The organism is Allomuricauda sp. d1 (genome assembly GCF_039592695.1).
In the GTDB taxonomy this organism is placed as follows: Bacteria; Bacteroidota; Bacteroidia; order Flavobacteriales; family Flavobacteriaceae; genus Flagellimonas_A.
Window position 1 is genome coordinate 354,391 of sequence record NZ_JBBUTK010000001.1, and the last position, 16,738, is coordinate 371,128.

Sequence of the window (16,738 nt, forward strand, 5' to 3'; positions counted from 1 at the left end):
TTATAGCTTACCCGAAAATCGAGATTTATAATGCTCCGATGCTTGCGTCGAAATCTAAGATAGGTTTCCATCTAATGCCTCATGTCTCGATAGCTATCGGGATTGCCCAAGATAGTTTACTCCACATACGTTTTAAGTGCTTGATACCACAGCTCATACCCTGAGGGATTCATGTGCAGACCATCTTCTATAAAAAGTGTTCGGTTCAATTTTCGGCCGTTGAGCATGACAGACCAGACATCGGCATAGTAGAGGTGCTCGTTCTTATTGGCCCATTTTTCGAGTCTTCGGTTCAGTCTTCGGTAACGGCCCTTGAATTTCCAACGGGCGATGCTGGGTTTGGTTGAAATCAATACAATTTCTGTATTCGGGTTTGTGGAATGTATCCGCGTTACAATATCGTTGAAGACCGATAGAATCTGTCTAGGTCTTTTTTTGTCGGAAATGTCATTATCACCCTCATAGATGAACACTTTTTTGGGTCGGTACTTCAACACCAAATCATCAAGATGCACCAAAAGGTCGTAGGCCTGTGAACCGCCAAACCCCGTATTTAGAATTTGATGGTTCGGAAAGCGTTCTTGCAAATCTGCCCAAAGGCGTATGCTTGAGCTTCCCGTGAAGACGATGGTTTCTTTGGAAGCATTCCAAAGCGAGTCATATTTTTTGGTGATAGAAGCGACCTCTTCTTTAAAATTCTCGCTCTCTTGGGCATATAAACATCCCATCCCAAGAAAAAGAACACAAAAAAAATTTCTCAAAGCAATTGGTTATGGATTGACAATACCTTGCGCCATGGCCCATTCATGAAAGCGCTCTATCCAAGTATCGGAGGGCAATCCCTGATCTTTCATTCCGAAACCGTGCCCACCCTTGCTGTACATTTGAAGGGCAACGGGTTTCCCTTTTTCTAAAAACGAATTGTACAGTGCCACAGAGCCGCGGGCCAATCCGAGCGGGTCATCAGTCGCACAAATGATAAATGCTGGAGGGGCATCGTCTTTTGCGGGCTGCACGGGCATGGCATCATACCAGTAATAGACAGGCACCAAAAAATCTGGTCTTGTCTTTTCATCATAATTGTATGCCACTCCCATGGCCACTGCCCCTCCAGCAGAAAAACCCATAAATCCGATTTTATTGGGATTGATTCCGTATGAAGTTGCATTCTCACGAACATGTGAAATGGCGTTCAGGCCATCTTGTATGGAATAGGGGATGACCTCTGCCACGTTTTTCATCAACTGTTGTGGATTCTCATTGCCCAATTTCATGATTTCGGCGGCACCATCTTCACCAGTGGGCACCAATCGATAGCGCAGTACGAAAGTGGTAATGCCACGTTCGGCCAACCATTGGCCCACATCATTGCCCTCACTGTTGATGCTGAGGCCGTAAAGGCCACCCCCGGGAGCGACGATTACCGCGACCCCAGTATTCTTGGCTTCGTCAGCTTTAAAGACTCGCATGGTGGGCGCGGACACATTGGTCACCACCTCGGTCTGCCAGACATTGGAGTAATATTGTTTTTCATCATTCTCCCAAGTCACCTCTTCTGCCTTGTCATAAGGCAATTTGATGAATTCTTGGGAAAAAGAGGTTAGGGTGCATAGCAGAATTCCTGTTGAAATAAGTATTGATTTCATGAAAGATGAATGTTTTCCTAAAAATATAGATTTATGCCCATAGCCCTTCTACTTTCTTAAAATTTTCTCCATTTTCCTGCCCTTGGCCAACTCATCAATCAATTTATCCAAATAACGTGCTTGTTTGGTAAGCGGGGTTGTGATTTCTTCGATGCGATAACCACAAATCACGCCTTTGATCAATTCTGCATTGGGATGCAATGTGGCTTTGGCGAAAAAGGTTTCAAAAGTGGCCTTTTCATCAATCAGCTCTTGCAGCTTGTTATCATCAAAACCGGTCAGCCATTCGATTACCTGATGCAATTCTTCTTTGGTTCTGCCCTTTTTTTCTACTTTATTGACATAATGCGGATAAACCGATACGAAAGTCAATTCTGCCACCCGTTTATCGTGTTCTGGTGTTGTTGCCATATTGTCATCATTGTTTTTATTCTATCTCAAAACTTCCGGTCAATCCATCTACCGAGCTACCCCCAACCATGATATTGAATGTTCCGCCTTCGACTACCCAATCGTAATTGTGGTCATAAAAGCCCAATTCTTTTTCGGTCAAGGTAAAGTTCACGGTTTGTGATGCGCCTGCATCCAAAGCAATTTTTTCAAAGCCCTTTAATTCTTTGATGGGGCGTACGATACTTGCCACCGGGTCGTTAAGGTAGAGTTGTACCACCTCTTCGCCGGCCAAATTGCCTGTATTGGTGACAGTTGCCAAAACTTTTACGGCCTTAGGATCGGTAGCATCAATTTGGAGGTTATCATAAGCAAAAGTGGTGTAACTGAGACCATACCCAAAAGGATAGAGAGCTGTATTTTTTTCATCCCCATAATGGCTCCAAAAAACCAATTGATTGTCATCTGGCCTACCCGTACTGTAGCGATTGTAATATAGTGGCATTTGTCCAACACTTCGTGGAAAACTCATGGGCAACTTACCACCTGGGTTATAATCGCCGAACAGGACCTGTGCAATGGCATTGCCGGTTTGGCTGCCCAACTGCCAGGTTTCTATAATGGCGGGGATATGTTCATCTTCCCAGGGCAAGGCCAACGGTCTGCCGTTCATCAAAATGAGCACGATATTTTTGTTTACTTCGTAAACCGCTTTGAGCAATTCGGGTTGTAGGCCAGGTAAATCCAATTGGGTGCGGCTACGGCCCTCACCGCTCATAAAACCATGTTCGCCCAATACCATGACCACCACTTGGGCAGTTGCCGCAGCCTCTACCGCTTCTTGCATACCTTTTTTATCATCCTTTATGGTCACATGATGCAGAAAATCGGCTTTGTCATCAAAAATCTTTGGCCCTTGTACAAATAGGTAATCTTTGGTGTAATTATCCAATCCCTCCAAAAATGAAACGGCAGAGTTGTTATCTGATGCCAAACGCCAGCTACCCAGTGGACTGTTTTTATCATCTGCCAAATCACCAATGACCACGATGCCTTTTTGGTCTTTTTTCAAAGGCAAGAGGTTGTTCTCGTTTTTCAATAAAACGATGGATTTCTTCGCCATATCAAGCACCCCTGCCAAATGGTCTTCATGAAAAAGCCGTTCTTTTTCTCGCGTTGGATTACAATACCGATAAGGGTCGTCAAACAGACCCAGTTCAAATTTCACACGTAGAATCCGCCGTACGGCATCATCAATCAGTTTTTTATCCACTTTACCAGCTTTTACACTTTCAGCCAGATGGGTGACATAGGCAGTGGATTCCATATCCATATCGGAACCTGCTTTTGCAGCCAATTCCCCCGCATGGGCCAAATTTTTGGCATGGCCATGAGGTTCCATTTCACCAATGGATCCCCAATCGGAAATCACAAAGCCATCAAAACCCCATTTCCCCTTTAAAATGTCGCGTTGCAGAAAACCATCCCCGGTTACGGGAATTCCATTAAGAATATTAAAACCATTCATAAGTGTCTTCACATCGGCTTCTACGGCTGCTTTGAATGGAGGCAAAACCACGTTGAAGAGTGTATTGGTGCCTATATCCACAGTATTGTAATCACGCCCGCCCTGGGCAAACCCATAGCCTGCAAAATGTTTGGCACAGGCGGCTATGGTGTAATTGGCGGATAGGTCATCGCCCTGGAACCCTTTTACGCGCGCAACACCTATCTTTGAACCCAGATAAGGGTCTTCGCCACCACCTTCCATGACCCGCCCCCAACGAGCATCACGCGAGATATCGACCATCGGGGCAAAGGTCCAATTAAGGCCAACAGCAGAGGCCTCATCAGCTGCAATAGCCGCAGATTTTTGAATAGCCTCCAAATCCCAACTCGCAGCCTCCGCCAACGGAATAGGGGATTGGATTTTGTAGCCGTGAATCACATCATATCCAAAAATCAAAGGAATGCCCAATCGACTCTCTTTCACGACCAATTCTTGTAATTTTCTGACTTCATCGACCCCATGTACATTCAACATCGATCCTACCCACCCTTTTTTTAGATGTTCGTATTTCATGGCGGCATTGCCCCCTTCAGGTGCTGGGCCTGTGGCATCATAAAAACCGTTGTATTGATTCATTTGGCCAACTTTCTCTTCAAGTGTCATTTTGACAAGTAGCTCATCAATCTGTTGTTCAAAATCTTGTTGGGCCGTTAGATTCGTGTTGAAAATCAAAAGAAGTAGAAATGCAATGAAAGAGGTTCGAAGTTTCATAATGCTCTGATTAGTTGTAGCCTACAAGATACGATTCCATAGAAGAATGAAAAAAGGACAACGATTAGCTTTTTTAAAATTTATAGCTCGGTAAGTTTTTTATTAAGATGGATTCGAATTGCCCCGTACTTCTTAGCTTTGAGAACATATAATTTTGATGATAAATACGAGAGAAGAACAGTTACAAGCCTTTGACCGATTGTTGACCATTATGGATGAGCTTCGGGAGCAGTGCCCGTGGGACAAAAAACAGACCCTACAATCTTTACGTCACCTGACCATTGAAGAGACGTATGAACTTGGGGATGCCATACTCGATAACGATTTGGATGAGGTCAAAAAAGAGTTGGGTGATTTGTTGTTGCATATCGTATTCTATGCGAAAATCGGCTCTGAAACCAATGATTTTGACATTGCCGATGTAGCCAATGATATCTGTGAAAAGCTGATTAATCGTCATCCACACATTTATGGTGATGTAAAGGTCAACAATGAAGAGGAGGTCAAGCAAAACTGGGAGAGCATCAAGCTCAAAGAGGGCAAAAAAAGTGTGTTACAGGGCGTACCGAAAAGTCTGCCTGCCTTGGTGAAGGCCAATCGCATTCAAGAAAAGGTAGCTGGGGTCGGTTTTGACTGGGAAAAGCCTGAACAGGTCTTTGAGAAGTTGAAAGAAGAATTGGGTGAACTACAAGATGAAATCAGATTGGGTCATAGTGATGAAATCGAGGCCGAATTTGGTGACGTACTGTTTTCAATGGTCAACTATGCACGGTTTTTAGATATTAACCCCGAAAATGCTTTGGAAAGAACCAACAAGAAATTCATAAAACGCTTTCAGCATCTTGAAAAACGTGCCAAAGAAAATGGCAAGACCCTAAAAAAGATGTCTTTGGCAGAAATGGATATGTTTTGGGAAGAGGCAAAGGGGTTATAGTTGAAAAGCAATCGATTTTTTTAAAACTAAACATATCATACTGAGCGCAGTCGAAGTGCCAACCATCAAATCAGATTGAAAATTGTTTGACCGATACACCAAAGAATTTCGTTACAATCTAAAATTGGCATCGCCTGTGGTTTTGGGCATGCTCGGCCACACTTTTGTGGCATTTGCCGATAACATCATGGTAGGTCAGTTGGGTACCGCAGAGCTAGCTGCAGTTTCATTGGGCAACAGTTTGGTGCTCATGTTCATGTATGTGGGCATTGGCTTTTCAACCGCCATCACGCCATTGGTCGCCGAAGCAGATGGTGCGAATGACCCATCAGAAGCCAAAAAGGTGATGAAGCATGGCCTATTGCTTTGTACCATTCTCGGTGCGACCCTTTTTATTTTGATTTTGGCCTGCAAACCACTTTTGTACATGGCCAAGCAACCCGAAGAAGTGGTCACATTGGCGATCCCCTATTTGAATCTAGTAGCGGCCTCAATCATACCCATGATTATTTTTCAGGCCTTTCGGCAGTTTTCAGAGGGAATGTCGCAAACAAAATACCCCATGTATGCCACTATTTTGGCAAATGTGCTGAACATTATCATCAATTACCTGTTGATTTTTGGTGCGCTTGGATTTCCTAAAATGGGTATTGTCGGTGCTGCAATCGGAACCTTGGTATCACGGGTCGTCATGTTGGGCTTTTTGTATTTTTTGCTCCGATACAATAAAAAATATCAAGGATTTGTCACCGGTTTCAATTTCAGGACTATAGAAACCAATATGCTGAAGAAGCAAATCAATTTGGGTTTTCCGTCATCGATGCAGGTGTTCTTTGAAGTGGCCATATTCACTGCCGCCATTTGGTTGAGTGGAATCCTCGGTAAGAATCCACAGGCTGCCAATCAGATTGCGCTCAATCTGAGCAGTATGACCTATATGGTGGGTGTGGGGCTTGGTGTTGCGGCCATGGTACGCGTGGGCAACCAGAAAGGATTGCAAAATTTTGGGGAACTCCGTCGAATTGGCAAATCCATTTTTTTTCTGGCATTGATCATTGAAATTGTTTTTGCTGCATTGTTCTTATTGGGCCGAGATTGGTTGCCCACCATTTATTTGGATTTGGATGACCCTGCTAATAAGATGGACAATGCAGAAGTAATCGTATTGGCTGCAAAACTATTGTTGGTCGCCGCATTTTTTCAGATTTCTGATGGCATTCAGGTTGTTGTTCTCGGGGCCCTCAGAGGATTGCAAGATGTCAAGATTCCGACACTTATCACTTTTGTTGCGTATTGGTTGGTGGGTTTCCCCATATCCTATTATTTGGGTCTGCACACCGAATTGAAGAGTATGGGAATTTGGATCGGATTGCTTTCTGGCCTGACCGTATCTGCCATATTGTTGTATCTTCGATTCAACAATTTGACCAGGGCGTTAATCATAAAAAGTGACTAATGGAGTTGCCAAAATTTCTTCTTGGAGACAATACGGATTATCCATCGGCGATTTTTATCATCCACACCGAATATCCCAGATTCATCATCAATTTGGAAAATGATGAGGTCGAATGGCTTGAAGAATTTTCTCAAGAGGATGAAAAAGAACTGGCCGCTGAGGCAGAACGTTTGATTGAAGCGGCAACAGCATTTTACGACCGTGAAATTGCACGATATGATGACTGACCATGATTGAGAAACTCGTACAATGGGATCGGGAAACCTTTCTCTATCTCAATGGGCTGGGCACCGAAACTTGGGATGCCTTCTGGATGTTCATTACCGACAGCATCACCTCAATACCCTTGTATGCGGTACTGCTCTTTTTAACCTATCGCTATTTGGGCTTGAAAAAAACAGGTCTGATTATTATGGCCGTAGTGCTTTTGATTACCAACACGGACCAACTTTCAAATTTTTTTAAATATGGCGTTCAACGTTTACGACCCTGTCATGACCCTGAAATCAGTGATGTGATGCGGTTGGTCAAAAGCTACTGTGGCGGTAAGTTTGCCTACTTTTCGGCACATGCGGCCAATTCGTTTGCCGTGGCATCGTTTTTCACTTTTCTTTTCGGAAAAAAATACAAGATATTGGTCTCTTTTTTAGTGCTTTGGGCCTGTATCGTGGCCTACAGCAGAATCTATATTGGGGTGCATTTTCCGCTTGATGTGTTGACCGGAGCACTTGTGGGTGGTTTCTTCGGTTGGTTGTATTACAAGTTGTATATATTTGCGGCTCAGAAATTTGGGCTATGATATCATCGACCAGATATTGGTTTCTGCTTTCACTCATTGTACTGGTATATATTTTAGGGCTTTTTGTCACTCTTTTTGAGAATGACTCGGCACAGTTTGCCGTCATGGCCATGCGCATGGTACAAGAAAATGATTTTATAAGCCTTTTTAAAGGCCCCAACGACTATCTTGACAAACCGCACATGCACTACTGGCTGGCGGCTCTTTCCTTCAAGATTTTCGGTATTCACGACTGGGCGTATCGCATTCCAGCCTTACTTGCGACCCTTTTGGGGGCTTACAGTTGCTACGGTTTGGGCAAATTGCTCTACAACAGTGATGTCGGAAAGTTTTCGGCCTTGATTTTCATGACCGCCCAGACCATCGTACTCTCTGTCATCGATGTTCGTACCGATGCCGTATTGACAGGGTTTACCATTTTTTCCATCTGGCAACTGGCAACTTACATTGAAAAGAATTCATTGACCAATATTTTGTTGGGCGCTTTTGGTGCGGGCATTGCCTTTTCGACCAAAGGCCAAATCGCTTTGTTGGTCATTGGCATCTCTTTGCTTTGCCATTTGGCCTATACCCGAAAATGGAAATGTTTGTTGAGCTATAAGGTATTGCTGGCATTGGTCATTTTTTGTTTGACAATCACTCCAATACTCTATGCGTACTACCAACAGTTTGATTTGCATCCTGAAAAGGTGATTCGCGGTAAAAGCAACCGCAGTGGAATATTGTTCATTCTTTGGGAGCAAAGTTTTGAACGCCTCAGCGGTGAGGGGCATGGCAAGAACAGTGAAGATTATTTTTTCTTTTTCCATACATTTTTATGGGTTTTTCTACCGTGGACGGTATTGGCACTTTTTGCTTACTGGTGGCGTGTAAAGGCCTTTATCAAAATCAAGTTTCGGTACAACGGTAAATTTGAGTTTTTGACGGTAGGTGGTATTACCATCATTTTTTTCATCATAAGCTTTGCCCAGTTCAAACTGCCCCACTACATGAACGTTTTGATACCGCTTTATGCTGTTTTGACTGCCTCTTACCTGCACAAACTGTATGAACATGGTAAAGGAAAGGAAATCCGTTTTTTGCTCGGCATTCAATACTTCATTCTCAGTCTGGTCTTTATTGCAGTGCTGTTGGTCTGCTTCTATGTTTTTAAGCACGAATCGATTTGGAATTATGTGGCCCTTTTTGCCGTTCTTCTGGTCACGGCATATTTCTGCTTAAAACAAGAAGCCTATTATATGCGGATAGTTACTATCTCTGTTTGCAGTTCTTTATTGCTGAATGCGGTGCTGAACGGCCATTTTTATCCCGACTTATTAAAATACCAAGCAGGGTCATCAATGGCCCATTTGGTGAAGGAAAATGAAATTGCTTCGGATGATATCTACAAGATTGGCAAAGACCACACCTGGGCACTTGATTTTTACAATCGCAAACCCATAAAGATCACCACACTCTCTGAACTGGCCAATAAAGAAAATATTTGGATTTATGGCGATGACAATGATTTGCAACAATTAGAAAATGCAGGATTTGATTGGGACCGCCAGTTGACCGTCAACCACTTTAGGATTACCCGGTTGAACTTGAAATTTTTAAATTCATTGATGCGCGAAAGTCAATTGAGCAATAGATATTTAGTACACCTTCACTGAATCTATGATTCTGTGGCCTCCAGTTTAGGTTTCTTAAAGTGGTAGAAAATCCCCGTAAGGGATACCAATGCTGTTATCAAAAAGAAGACCAAGCTCACCGCTATGGAAGTGTTCGCATCCAAGCCCAACCATTTTGCCCCGTACAGAAAAGTGACCTCACGACTACCGATGCCGCCAATGGTCAAGGGCAGCACGGATACAATGGAGGATGCCAGAAAAATGAACAAATAGGAGAGCATGTGCATTTCTATGGATAGGGATTTCAATATGAAAAACACCGCTATCAATTGTAGCAATTGAATGATGGCCGAATAGCCAAAAGACTTCCAGAAAATCGGAAGCGTATAAGAAAAGAATTTTTTAGTGGCTGTCCAGAAAATCACTATCGCTAGGGGGATGCCAACCAAAAAAAGATATCGAAATCTAAATAAAAATTCATTTTTGAGTACGAGCGCCAAAATACATCCATAGATAAAAATCAATAACATTCCACTTAGCCTGTCCAACAATAATACCGCCACTACCTTTTTTGTGCCGGGTTGAAACCGTTTTTGCACTACGTAACCCTTGTAGGCATCACCCCCGATGCCGCCCGGAAGAAAAAGGTTGTAGAACATGCCCAAAAGGTAGAGTTTCAGGTTGCTGAGTTCGGTCAGGGGGGCATCAATTTGATGAAAATAAAGGTTCAGCCGAAACGCATTGAAGATTTTTGAAGCAATAAAAAGCAGCAATGCGCACAGCAAGTAAAAAGGCTTCGATGTTTGAAATACTTCAACAACATCCTTAAGATTTATTTTAGTGAAAATGAAATAGATGAGTGCCGCACTGATAACGACTTTGAGTACGGCAAAAAGTTTTTTACGCTGCTTTTCCGTCACCGATAGTGATTTTTTTGATGCGGTAGGGGCGCTTCTGTTGCGATTCGTAGTAGGTGCGTATCAACAGTTCCATCACAATGCCAATTGTAAATAACTGTATCCCCCCAAGGATGAACATCATACCAAAGATCAACAGGGGGCGGGTGCCAATGTCTTCGCCAAAACCAAATTTCACGACCAAAAGATAAGCTTCTATCAGTACCCCCAAGATGATGAGCAATACCCCAAAAATGCCGAAAAGGTGTATGGGGCGTTGAAAATATTTTCTGATGAAGAGCAAGAGCATCATATCGGCCACCACCTTGAAAACACGCTCTAGACCATATTTTGATTTACCGGCATGGCGCGCATGGTGCTTTACGGGCACTTGTTTTATCTGTGCCCCCTCTAAATGCGCCAGCAGTGTGATGAAACGGTGCATTTCACCGTAGAGGTTCAACCCTTTTGCTATGTCTTTGGTGAAGACCTTCAAGGCACAGCCATTGTCTTTGATATCCAACTTGGTCACCCTGCGTACCAAGAAATTGGCAATCTTTGACGGTATTTTCTTGACCAAAGAATCTTTCCTTTTTTGCCGGATGCCCGTAATCAAGTCATATTCACCGCTGACCGCATGTTCTAACATCTGTGGTATGTCAGAGGGATCGTTCTGAAGGTCACCATCCATTGTGATGATATACTCACCTTCAGCATAATCGATTCCAGCAGCCAGGGCCAGGCTTTGCCCGTAGTTTTTCTTCAGTTCAATAAGGTGCACCTTTTCATCATCCATGTTCTTGACCACCGTTCGGGTAGCATCGGTAGAAAAATCATCCACATAAATGATTTGATAGTTATACCCTGCAAGGGCTTCGTGAATTTTCTTGGTAAGCAGCACCACATTTTCCTCTTCATTGTAAAGTGGAACGACTATAGATAAAAGAGAATCGGTGACAACGCCCATAGGTCATTTTTGGCTGGGCAAATTTACCTTTTTTATTTCAGACCCGATAGGTATTCACTGACCAGCTGCTGGGCCGCTTTGTATGGCGAAATTTTATTGGATTGAATTTGGTCTATCAACGGTGCCATACGTGACTTGATTTTCTGGTCTTGGTAAAAATCGGACTTTAGGGCATCTTCAATGGCCTGTAAAAACCAATTTTGGTTCTGGTCTTGGCGATTTTTATTAAAATGCCCTTCTTTTTTGGTTTGGGCGGCAAAATCTGTGACCATTTCCCAAATCTCAAAAATTCCTTGGTTTTCTGAAGCTGAGCAGGTCACTGCTTTTGGAATCCAATTGTTCGGTTTGGGCGGATATAGGTGCAGTGCCCTTGCAAATTCACTTTTGGCCGCTTCGGCCTTTTTCTTGTTGTCGCCATCTGCCTTGTTGATGACGATGGCATCGGCCATTTCCATCACGCCGCGTTTCATACCCTGTAGCTCATCACCGGCCCCCGCCAATTTCAGCAAAAGGAAGAAATCGACCATGCTATGTACTGCAACTTCACTTTGGCCAACGCCAACGGTTTCTACCAAAATTATTTCATAACCGGCAGCTTCACATAATAAAATGCTCTCACGGGTCTTTCTGGCCACACCCCCCAAAGATTCCCCCGAAGCAGTGGGCCTGATGAATGCGAGCGGGTCTTTAGAGAGTTCCTCCATTCGGGTCTTATCGCCCAAAATACTACCCTTGCTGATGGTACTGGTGGGATCTACGGCAAGAATGGCCACCTTTTTATTCATTTGGGTCAGCTGCTTCCCCAAGACCTCAATAAAAGTGCTTTTGCCAACCCCTGGCACCCCGGTGATGCCCACCCTGACGGACTCGACCCGATGGGGCATACATTTTTCAATCAAGAAAAATGCTTGCTCGGCATGTTCTGGCAATGTGCTTTCAATCAAGGTAATACCCTTGGCCAAAGCGGCCACATCGCCCGCTTTAATTCGGTTTGCTAAATCTGAAATTGAAAATGTGGTTTTTTTTCTATCCAAACCCAAGATTGATACTAGGCTAAGGTAGTTGATTTGTTGACACTTTCTGTTTTCACATAAATTTAATAGCGGTCATTCGTGTATTCAATTGTCAAATACTACCTTTTGGCAAATAAATGATGAACAATGAAAACAATTTTTGATACCCAGGCCACCAATACAGGAGGTCGTGCAGGTCATGTGAGGAGCAACGATGGTGTAATTGATTTTGATATCAAAATGCCCAGACCTGATGGAAAATCCGATGGTCAGTCCACAAATCCAGAACAGTTGTTCGCCGCAGCGTATTCCACTTGTTTTGCAGGAGCGATACAAGCCGTGGCCAAAGAACATGGTGTGGATGACTTGGGCGACTTTAATGTGACCGCAACCGTTTCGTTCAACAAAGATGATGATGGATTTTTCATAGAAGCCATATTGGATTCTTACATACCTACCGTTGATAAGGAAAAAGGAGAGGCATTGGTCAACGCCGCGCATGAAATATGTCCGTACAGCAAAGCGACCAGAGACAACATCACAGTTCATTTGAATCTGCTGATGGACGAATAACAGGCTGCAAAAGAATATATTGGGAATCCTGAAAGTTTCGGCTTTCAGGATTTTTTTGTTAAAATTCCACTAAAGGCAAGCAATTTTGCAACGCAACCTATTTCTGAGAGTCTATTAGATAAACAACAAAACCAAACCCAGCACCAATCATGCACCTTGAGTTGGTAGAACAGTGCAAGAAAAATGACCGTAAGGCACAGATTCAGCTGTATCGAAAGTACAGTGAGGGCATGTTCTGTGTTGCGATGCGGTTTTTAAAAAATGCCGATGACGCTGAAGATGTGTTGCAAGAATCATTTATAAAGGCTTTTCAAAAATTGCACCAGTTCAAGGGCGAGGTCACTTTTGGGGCATGGTTGAAGCGTATTGTGGTCAACCGAAGTATTGATTTTTTGAAGTCAAAACAGCAAAAAACGATCGAGTTGAATGAAGGCTATATGCATATTACCGACGACAGGGATTGGAAAGTGGATGACGGCATTGGTATTGAAGAAGTAAAGCGTGAGATTGAACAATTGCCCGATAAATACCGATTTGTGGTTCAGTTGTATTTGGTGGAAGGCTATGACCATGCTGAAATATCGCAGATAATGGAAATTTCAGAGACCGCTTCTAGAACAAGGCTATCGAGAGGAAAAAACTACGTGAAAGAATCGCTTAAAAAGAAGAATTATGGCACAGGATCTTAGAAAGCTTTTTGAGGAAGAGCGCAGCAAGAAAAAGTTCAAGATGAAAGAAGGGCACGAAGACCGATTTTTAGAACGGTTGGAGAAAAACCTGCCCGTCAAAAAGAAGTCCTACAATTATCGATGGCTGGGTATCGTCGCCTCTGTTGCGATAATGCTAGGGGTGGGGACCTACTTTTTTCTAAGTCCCCAAAATAGCAATCCCACTACAAAAACAACGATTGTAGATACATCAGAAAACCAAAACACTGAAACGGGCATATCTCTCGGGGATCTTTCACCAGATCTGCAGAAACTTGAAAACTATTACACGGCAAACATCAATCTTGAATTGGCCAGTCTAGAAATTTCAGATGAAAACAAAGAATTGGTCGATGGATACCTTGAGCAATTGGCAGAACTCAACGAAGAGTATCAAAATCTCAACCATGAGCTCAATGATATTGGCCCCAACGACGAGACCATAACGGCCCTCATAAAGAATCTGCAATTGAGGCTGCAATTGCTTCAGAAATTAAAAACAAAGTTGAATCAATTTAAATCATCAAAAAATGAACAACAAGCAACTATTATTTAACACCGCACTGGCTTTTATGGTTGCCCTTGGGATGACCGCCCAAGAACAATCAAAGACTTATAAAGAAACGTTCATTGTCTCTGATGATGCAGTGCTGGAAATCAATACAAGTCATGCAGACATTGAGTTTGAGACGTGGGATAAAAACCAAGTTGAAATCACTGCTATTGTCACATTGGAAGGAGCAACGGATGAGGAGATGGAAAAGTATTTCGATAAATCACCTGTAGAAATTAAAGGAAATAGCAACGAAATCGAAATTACCACCTCTTCCAAAGACTCTTGGAACTTTATTGCCGACAGTAACTTCGATTTCAATTTTGATGTTCCGAAGATGGAACTTTTATTTGAAGACCTTGAATTTCCTGAACTTCCAGAATTGGCCGTGATTCCAGAGATGCCCGAACTGCCCCCTATGCCGCCCATCCCCTTTACCAATTTTGATTATGGAAAATATAAGAAGGATGGAGATAAATATCTCAAAGAATGGAAGAAAGAATTTGACAAGAATTTTGACAAAGAATATCAAAAACGGCTTGAAGCTTGGAGTGAAGAAATGAAGGAACGCTCAGAGCGCATGAAGGCAAGAATTGAAGAACGAAAAGCCGAGCGCGAGAAAGCGATGGAAGAACGCAAAAAAGCACTTGCCGAAAACCGAGAGGCACTCAGAGAGCAGCGTGAGGCACTTAGGGAACAGCGAAACTCATTGAGAAGGCACTACGGCCGTAACGTCATCATTTCTAGAGACGGCGATGAAGAACCCAGCATCTTTTACTTTTCATCAGATGGGGAGGATAAGCGATACAAAGTGAAAAAATCCATCAAAATCAAGATGCCCAAGTCGGTCAAATTGAAAATGAATGTCAGGCATGGTGCGGTCAAGTTGGCCGCACTTGCCAAAGACGTTGATGCAAATCTTCGCTACTCCAGTTTGACGGGTTCTATTGTTGAAGGCAGAAATACAGATATTCGCGCTTCCTATTCACCCGTTTTTATCGACAAATGGAATTATGGGGCGTTAAAAATCGATTATACCGATGATGTTGAACTCTATGAGGTTACTGAACTAGACCTTAATTCGGTCTCTTCAAACATCATCATACATAAATTGACACAAGGGGCAAAGATGAATGCGAATCTCGGCGTATTGAACATCAAAAAGATACAAGATGATTTTAAGACGCTCAGTATCGATGTGAAAAATGGCGAGTTGCACTGTAAAATTCCAAATAGTGCTTTTTTGGTCGAGGTAGACGAGACCCATTCTGATGTAAAATACCCCAACACTTTGGTTTTAGAAAAGTCAACAGGGTTCAGCAATGTTGTACACTCTGGGTATCATGTGAACAACAAAAGCCCCAAGTTCATCAAAATCAATTCAAGGTACAGTGATGTGGTCTTAGAAGATTAGCACAGTTTCCCAAGTCTGCTTGTCCTTCCTTTCGACCTACTCAATGGGCATCTTCTTTTAAATAATCTTGAAAATTTTCTTTGAATCGGTTCAACCTGGGTATTGAAACGTTTCTAACGTAGGAGTTGTTGGGATTTTTCCGCTCAAAATCTTGATGGTATTCCTCGGCCTTGTAAAAAGTATCAAACTCAGTGACCTCGGTCACAATGGGGCGACCATAGACATTTTCTGCTTCCAACGCTTTGATATAGCTTTCAATGACATCTTTTTGGTCTTCGTTTTTATAAAAGGCAATAGATCGGTATTGGGCTCCGCGGTCAGGCCCTTGACGGTTCAGGCTTGTGGGGTCATGAGACCCAAAAAACACCTGTACCAGCTGAAAGAATGAAATGACCTTGGGGTCGTAGTATACTTCAACAGCTTCCGCATGGCTGGTACGGCCATAGGCCACTTGTTCATACGTCGGATTTTCCTCTTTACCGCCAGAATAACCTGAAACTACTTCTTTCACGCCCTTGACACTCTCGAAAATAGCTTCCACACACCAAAAACAACCACTGGCAAAATATGCCGTCTCAAATTCTTGCAATTGTGCTGAAGTGTACACTGTTTTTTCGGGCAGTTCAGCTTTGGCGGTGGCCTCTACAGCCTTTTTTTTGGTGCTCTTGGGTTGGCAGCTGACAGAAATTAAGAGCAGCAGGGCCAAAAAAGTAGTACGGATCATGATTTTTTATTTTAGTGTTTAGTAGTTATTTACGGTAAAAAATTACGCCGGGTTTCGTAAAAACTTCAAATGGTCACCGTATCGCCAATATTAGGCAACAATAGTTCTATGTTCTTGGATTTAAAATGGGCTTTCGCCATATTTTTGTCCAGTTTTATGGGAGGAAAGGTATCATAGTGACACCCCAGAACTTTGTTGCAGTTCACAAAACCTGCTGCAATGGCCGCATCTTCGTAGCCCATGGTAAAATTGTCACCGATGGGAAGCACCGCCAAATTGATGGACGGACAGGTTTCGGGAATCAATTTCATATCCATGGTGAGCGCGGTGTCACCTGCAATATAGATACATCGGTCTTTGGTAGAAATGACAAATCCACCTGGATTGCCACCATAAGAACCATCTGGAAGCACACTTGAATGAATGGCACTGACATATTTTATGGTTCCAAAATCAAATGTTGCTTTGCCACCATGGTTCATTCCGTGGCCTTCAATACCTTTTTTAGAAAACCATTGAACGATTTCATAATTGGATACCAATCTGGCCTTTGGATTGTTCTTGGCAATGGTCTCAACATCAAGAACATGGTCTTCGTGACCATGGGTGGCCAAAATATAATCTGCTTTCAACGCATCTATTTCAATGTCTTTTGCGAGGTCGTTACCACTGATAAACGGGTCAACAATGATGTGGGCGCCATCTATTTCCAGATGCAGCGCGGCATGGCCGAGATATGTGATTTTCATTGTACTCATTTTAAGTTTTTAAA

General features: G+C 43.0%; 18 protein-coding genes. 9 read left to right on the top strand and 9 right to left on the bottom strand.

Annotation, left to right across the window (positions count from 1 at the left end):
- Window positions 1–116 precede the first annotated feature (116 nt).
- Genes AAAH86_RS01710 through bglX form a run of 4 tightly spaced genes read right to left on the bottom strand, consistent with a single transcriptional unit; the run spans window position 117 to window position 4,317 of the window.
- The gene (locus AAAH86_RS01710; RefSeq protein WP_343485771.1) at window positions 117–761 is read right to left on the bottom strand and encodes a GDSL-type esterase/lipase family protein; all 645 of its coding nucleotides are present in this window, start codon (window positions 759–761) and stop codon (window positions 117–119) included.
- A 9-nt stretch (window positions 762–770) separates the two neighbouring features.
- The gene (locus AAAH86_RS01715; RefSeq protein ID WP_343485772.1) at window positions 771–1,646 is read right to left on the bottom strand and encodes an alpha/beta hydrolase; all 876 of its coding nucleotides are present in this window, start codon (window positions 1,644–1,646) and stop codon (window positions 771–773) included.
- Between the two features lie 48 nt (window positions 1,647–1,694).
- Window positions 1,695–2,057: a DUF2200 domain-containing protein gene (locus AAAH86_RS01720; RefSeq protein WP_343485773.1), complete on the bottom strand. Its 363-nt coding sequence runs from the start codon at window positions 2,055–2,057 to the stop codon at window positions 1,695–1,697.
- A gap of 16 nt (window positions 2,058–2,073) precedes the next feature.
- Window positions 2,074–4,317 (bottom strand): beta-glucosidase BglX, encoded by a 2,244-nt coding sequence (bglX, locus tag AAAH86_RS01725; RefSeq protein WP_343485774.1) that lies wholly within the window; start codon window positions 4,315–4,317, stop codon window positions 2,074–2,076.
- A gap of 160 nt (window positions 4,318–4,477) precedes the next feature.
- Here bglX and mazG point away from each other — a divergent pair, with 160 nt between their 5' ends.
- From mazG to AAAH86_RS01750, 5 genes are all read left to right on the top strand, one after another.
- Window positions 4,478–5,251, top strand: a complete 774-nt coding sequence (mazG, locus tag AAAH86_RS01730; RefSeq protein ID WP_343486810.1) for a nucleoside triphosphate pyrophosphohydrolase — start codon at window positions 4,478–4,480, stop codon at window positions 5,249–5,251.
- An 82-nt stretch (window positions 5,252–5,333) separates the two neighbouring features.
- Window positions 5,334–6,707: an MATE family efflux transporter gene (locus AAAH86_RS01735; protein WP_343485775.1), complete on the top strand. Its 1,374-nt coding sequence runs from the start codon at window positions 5,334–5,336 to the stop codon at window positions 6,705–6,707.
- Window positions 6,707–6,934, top strand: coding sequence for a hypothetical protein (locus AAAH86_RS01740; protein ID WP_343485776.1), 228 nt, complete (start codon window positions 6,707–6,709; stop codon window positions 6,932–6,934). Before AAAH86_RS01735 ends, AAAH86_RS01740 begins: the two co-directional genes overlap by 1 nt.
- A 2-nt stretch (window positions 6,935–6,936) precedes the next feature.
- Window positions 6,937–7,506 carry a phosphatase PAP2 family protein gene (locus tag AAAH86_RS01745; RefSeq protein WP_343485777.1) on the top strand — a complete coding sequence of 190 codons (570 nt, stop codon included), beginning with the start codon at window positions 6,937–6,939 and terminating at the stop codon, window positions 7,504–7,506.
- On the top strand, window positions 7,503–9,161 hold the full coding sequence (locus tag AAAH86_RS01750; protein WP_343485778.1) for a glycosyltransferase family 39 protein: 1,659 nt from the start codon (window positions 7,503–7,505) through the stop codon (window positions 9,159–9,161). Before AAAH86_RS01745 ends, AAAH86_RS01750 begins: the two co-directional genes overlap by 4 nt.
- 2 nt (window positions 9,162–9,163) lie before the next feature.
- Here the strand turns inward: AAAH86_RS01750 and AAAH86_RS01755 are convergent, their stop codons facing one another.
- From AAAH86_RS01755 to meaB, 3 genes are read right to left on the bottom strand one after another with little or no spacing between them, the layout of a single operon-like run.
- Window positions 9,164–10,039: a lysylphosphatidylglycerol synthase transmembrane domain-containing protein gene (locus AAAH86_RS01755; RefSeq protein ID WP_343485779.1), complete on the bottom strand. Its 876-nt coding sequence runs from the start codon at window positions 10,037–10,039 to the stop codon at window positions 9,164–9,166.
- On the bottom strand, window positions 10,020–10,982 hold the full coding sequence (locus AAAH86_RS01760) for a glycosyltransferase family 2 protein (protein ID WP_343485780.1): 963 nt from the start codon (window positions 10,980–10,982) through the stop codon (window positions 10,020–10,022). The genes AAAH86_RS01755 and AAAH86_RS01760 overlap by 20 nt, the downstream gene beginning before the upstream one ends.
- A gap of 32 nt (window positions 10,983–11,014) precedes the next feature.
- Window positions 11,015–12,016: a methylmalonyl Co-A mutase-associated GTPase MeaB gene (gene meaB / locus AAAH86_RS01765; protein WP_343485781.1), complete on the bottom strand. Its 1,002-nt coding sequence runs from the start codon at window positions 12,014–12,016 to the stop codon at window positions 11,015–11,017.
- Window positions 12,017–12,142: 126 nt separating this feature from the next.
- Between meaB and AAAH86_RS01770 the strand changes: the two genes are divergently transcribed.
- The 4 genes from AAAH86_RS01770 to AAAH86_RS01785 all read left to right on the top strand — a co-directional run bounded on the left by AAAH86_RS01770 (window position 12,143) and on the right by AAAH86_RS01785 (window position 15,242).
- The gene (locus AAAH86_RS01770; RefSeq protein ID WP_343485782.1) at window positions 12,143–12,568 is read left to right on the top strand and encodes an organic hydroperoxide resistance protein; all 426 of its coding nucleotides are present in this window, start codon (window positions 12,143–12,145) and stop codon (window positions 12,566–12,568) included.
- Between the two features lie 149 nt (window positions 12,569–12,717).
- The gene (locus AAAH86_RS01775) at window positions 12,718–13,257 is read left to right on the top strand and encodes an RNA polymerase sigma factor (protein ID WP_343485783.1); all 540 of its coding nucleotides are present in this window, start codon (window positions 12,718–12,720) and stop codon (window positions 13,255–13,257) included.
- Entirely contained in the window at window positions 13,241–13,831 is a 591-nt protein-coding gene (locus AAAH86_RS01780) for a hypothetical protein (protein WP_343485784.1), read from the top strand. The genes AAAH86_RS01775 and AAAH86_RS01780 overlap by 17 nt, the downstream gene beginning before the upstream one ends.
- Complete coding sequence (locus AAAH86_RS01785) at window positions 13,806–15,242, top strand: DNA-binding protein (RefSeq protein WP_343485785.1); 1,437 nt, start codon at window positions 13,806–13,808, stop codon at window positions 15,240–15,242. The genes AAAH86_RS01780 and AAAH86_RS01785 overlap by 26 nt, the downstream gene beginning before the upstream one ends.
- A gap of 40 nt (window positions 15,243–15,282) precedes the next feature.
- On the opposite strand, the gene msrA is transcribed toward AAAH86_RS01785, so the two are convergent.
- Together msrA and AAAH86_RS01795 are read right to left on the bottom strand one after the other, a co-directional pair.
- The gene (msrA, locus tag AAAH86_RS01790) at window positions 15,283–15,966 is read right to left on the bottom strand and encodes a peptide-methionine (S)-S-oxide reductase MsrA (RefSeq protein WP_343485786.1); all 684 of its coding nucleotides are present in this window, start codon (window positions 15,964–15,966) and stop codon (window positions 15,283–15,285) included.
- 65 nt (window positions 15,967–16,031) lie between these two features.
- The gene (locus AAAH86_RS01795) at window positions 16,032–16,715 is read right to left on the bottom strand and encodes a metal-dependent hydrolase (protein ID WP_343485787.1); all 684 of its coding nucleotides are present in this window, start codon (window positions 16,713–16,715) and stop codon (window positions 16,032–16,034) included.
- Window positions 16,716–16,738 lie beyond the last annotated feature (23 nt).

What these genes read in the sequence shown, in the direction of transcription:
- AAAH86_RS01715 (WP_343485772.1), bottom strand. Translation starts at nt 1,646, where the DNA reads ATGAAATCAATACTTATTTCAACAGGAATTCTGCTATGCACCCTAACC.
- AAAH86_RS01720 (WP_343485773.1), bottom strand. Translation starts at nt 2,057, where the DNA reads ATGGCAACAACACCAGAACACGATAAACGGGTGGCAGAATTGACTTTC.
- bglX (WP_343485774.1), bottom strand. Translation starts at nt 4,317, where the DNA reads ATGAAACTTCGAACCTCTTTCATTGCATTTCTACTTCTTTTGATTTTC.
- AAAH86_RS01740 (WP_343485776.1), top strand. Translation starts at nt 6,707, where the DNA reads ATGGAGTTGCCAAAATTTCTTCTTGGAGACAATACGGATTATCCATCG.
- AAAH86_RS01745 (WP_343485777.1), top strand. Translation starts at nt 6,937, where the DNA reads ATGATTGAGAAACTCGTACAATGGGATCGGGAAACCTTTCTCTATCTC.
- AAAH86_RS01750 (WP_343485778.1), top strand. Translation starts at nt 7,503, where the DNA reads ATGATATCATCGACCAGATATTGGTTTCTGCTTTCACTCATTGTACTG.
- AAAH86_RS01760 (WP_343485780.1), bottom strand. Translation starts at nt 10,982, where the DNA reads ATGGGCGTTGTCACCGATTCTCTTTTATCTATAGTCGTTCCACTTTAC.
- AAAH86_RS01770 (WP_343485782.1), top strand. Translation starts at nt 12,143, where the DNA reads ATGAAAACAATTTTTGATACCCAGGCCACCAATACAGGAGGTCGTGCA.
- AAAH86_RS01775 (WP_343485783.1), top strand. Translation starts at nt 12,718, where the DNA reads ATGCACCTTGAGTTGGTAGAACAGTGCAAGAAAAATGACCGTAAGGCA.
- AAAH86_RS01780 (WP_343485784.1), top strand. Translation starts at nt 13,241, where the DNA reads ATGGCACAGGATCTTAGAAAGCTTTTTGAGGAAGAGCGCAGCAAGAAA.
- AAAH86_RS01785 (WP_343485785.1), top strand. Translation starts at nt 13,806, where the DNA reads ATGAACAACAAGCAACTATTATTTAACACCGCACTGGCTTTTATGGTT.
- msrA (WP_343485786.1), bottom strand. Translation starts at nt 15,966, where the DNA reads ATGATCCGTACTACTTTTTTGGCCCTGCTGCTCTTAATTTCTGTCAGC.
- AAAH86_RS01795 (WP_343485787.1), bottom strand. Translation starts at nt 16,715, where the DNA reads ATGAAAATCACATATCTCGGCCATGCCGCGCTGCATCTGGAAATAGAT.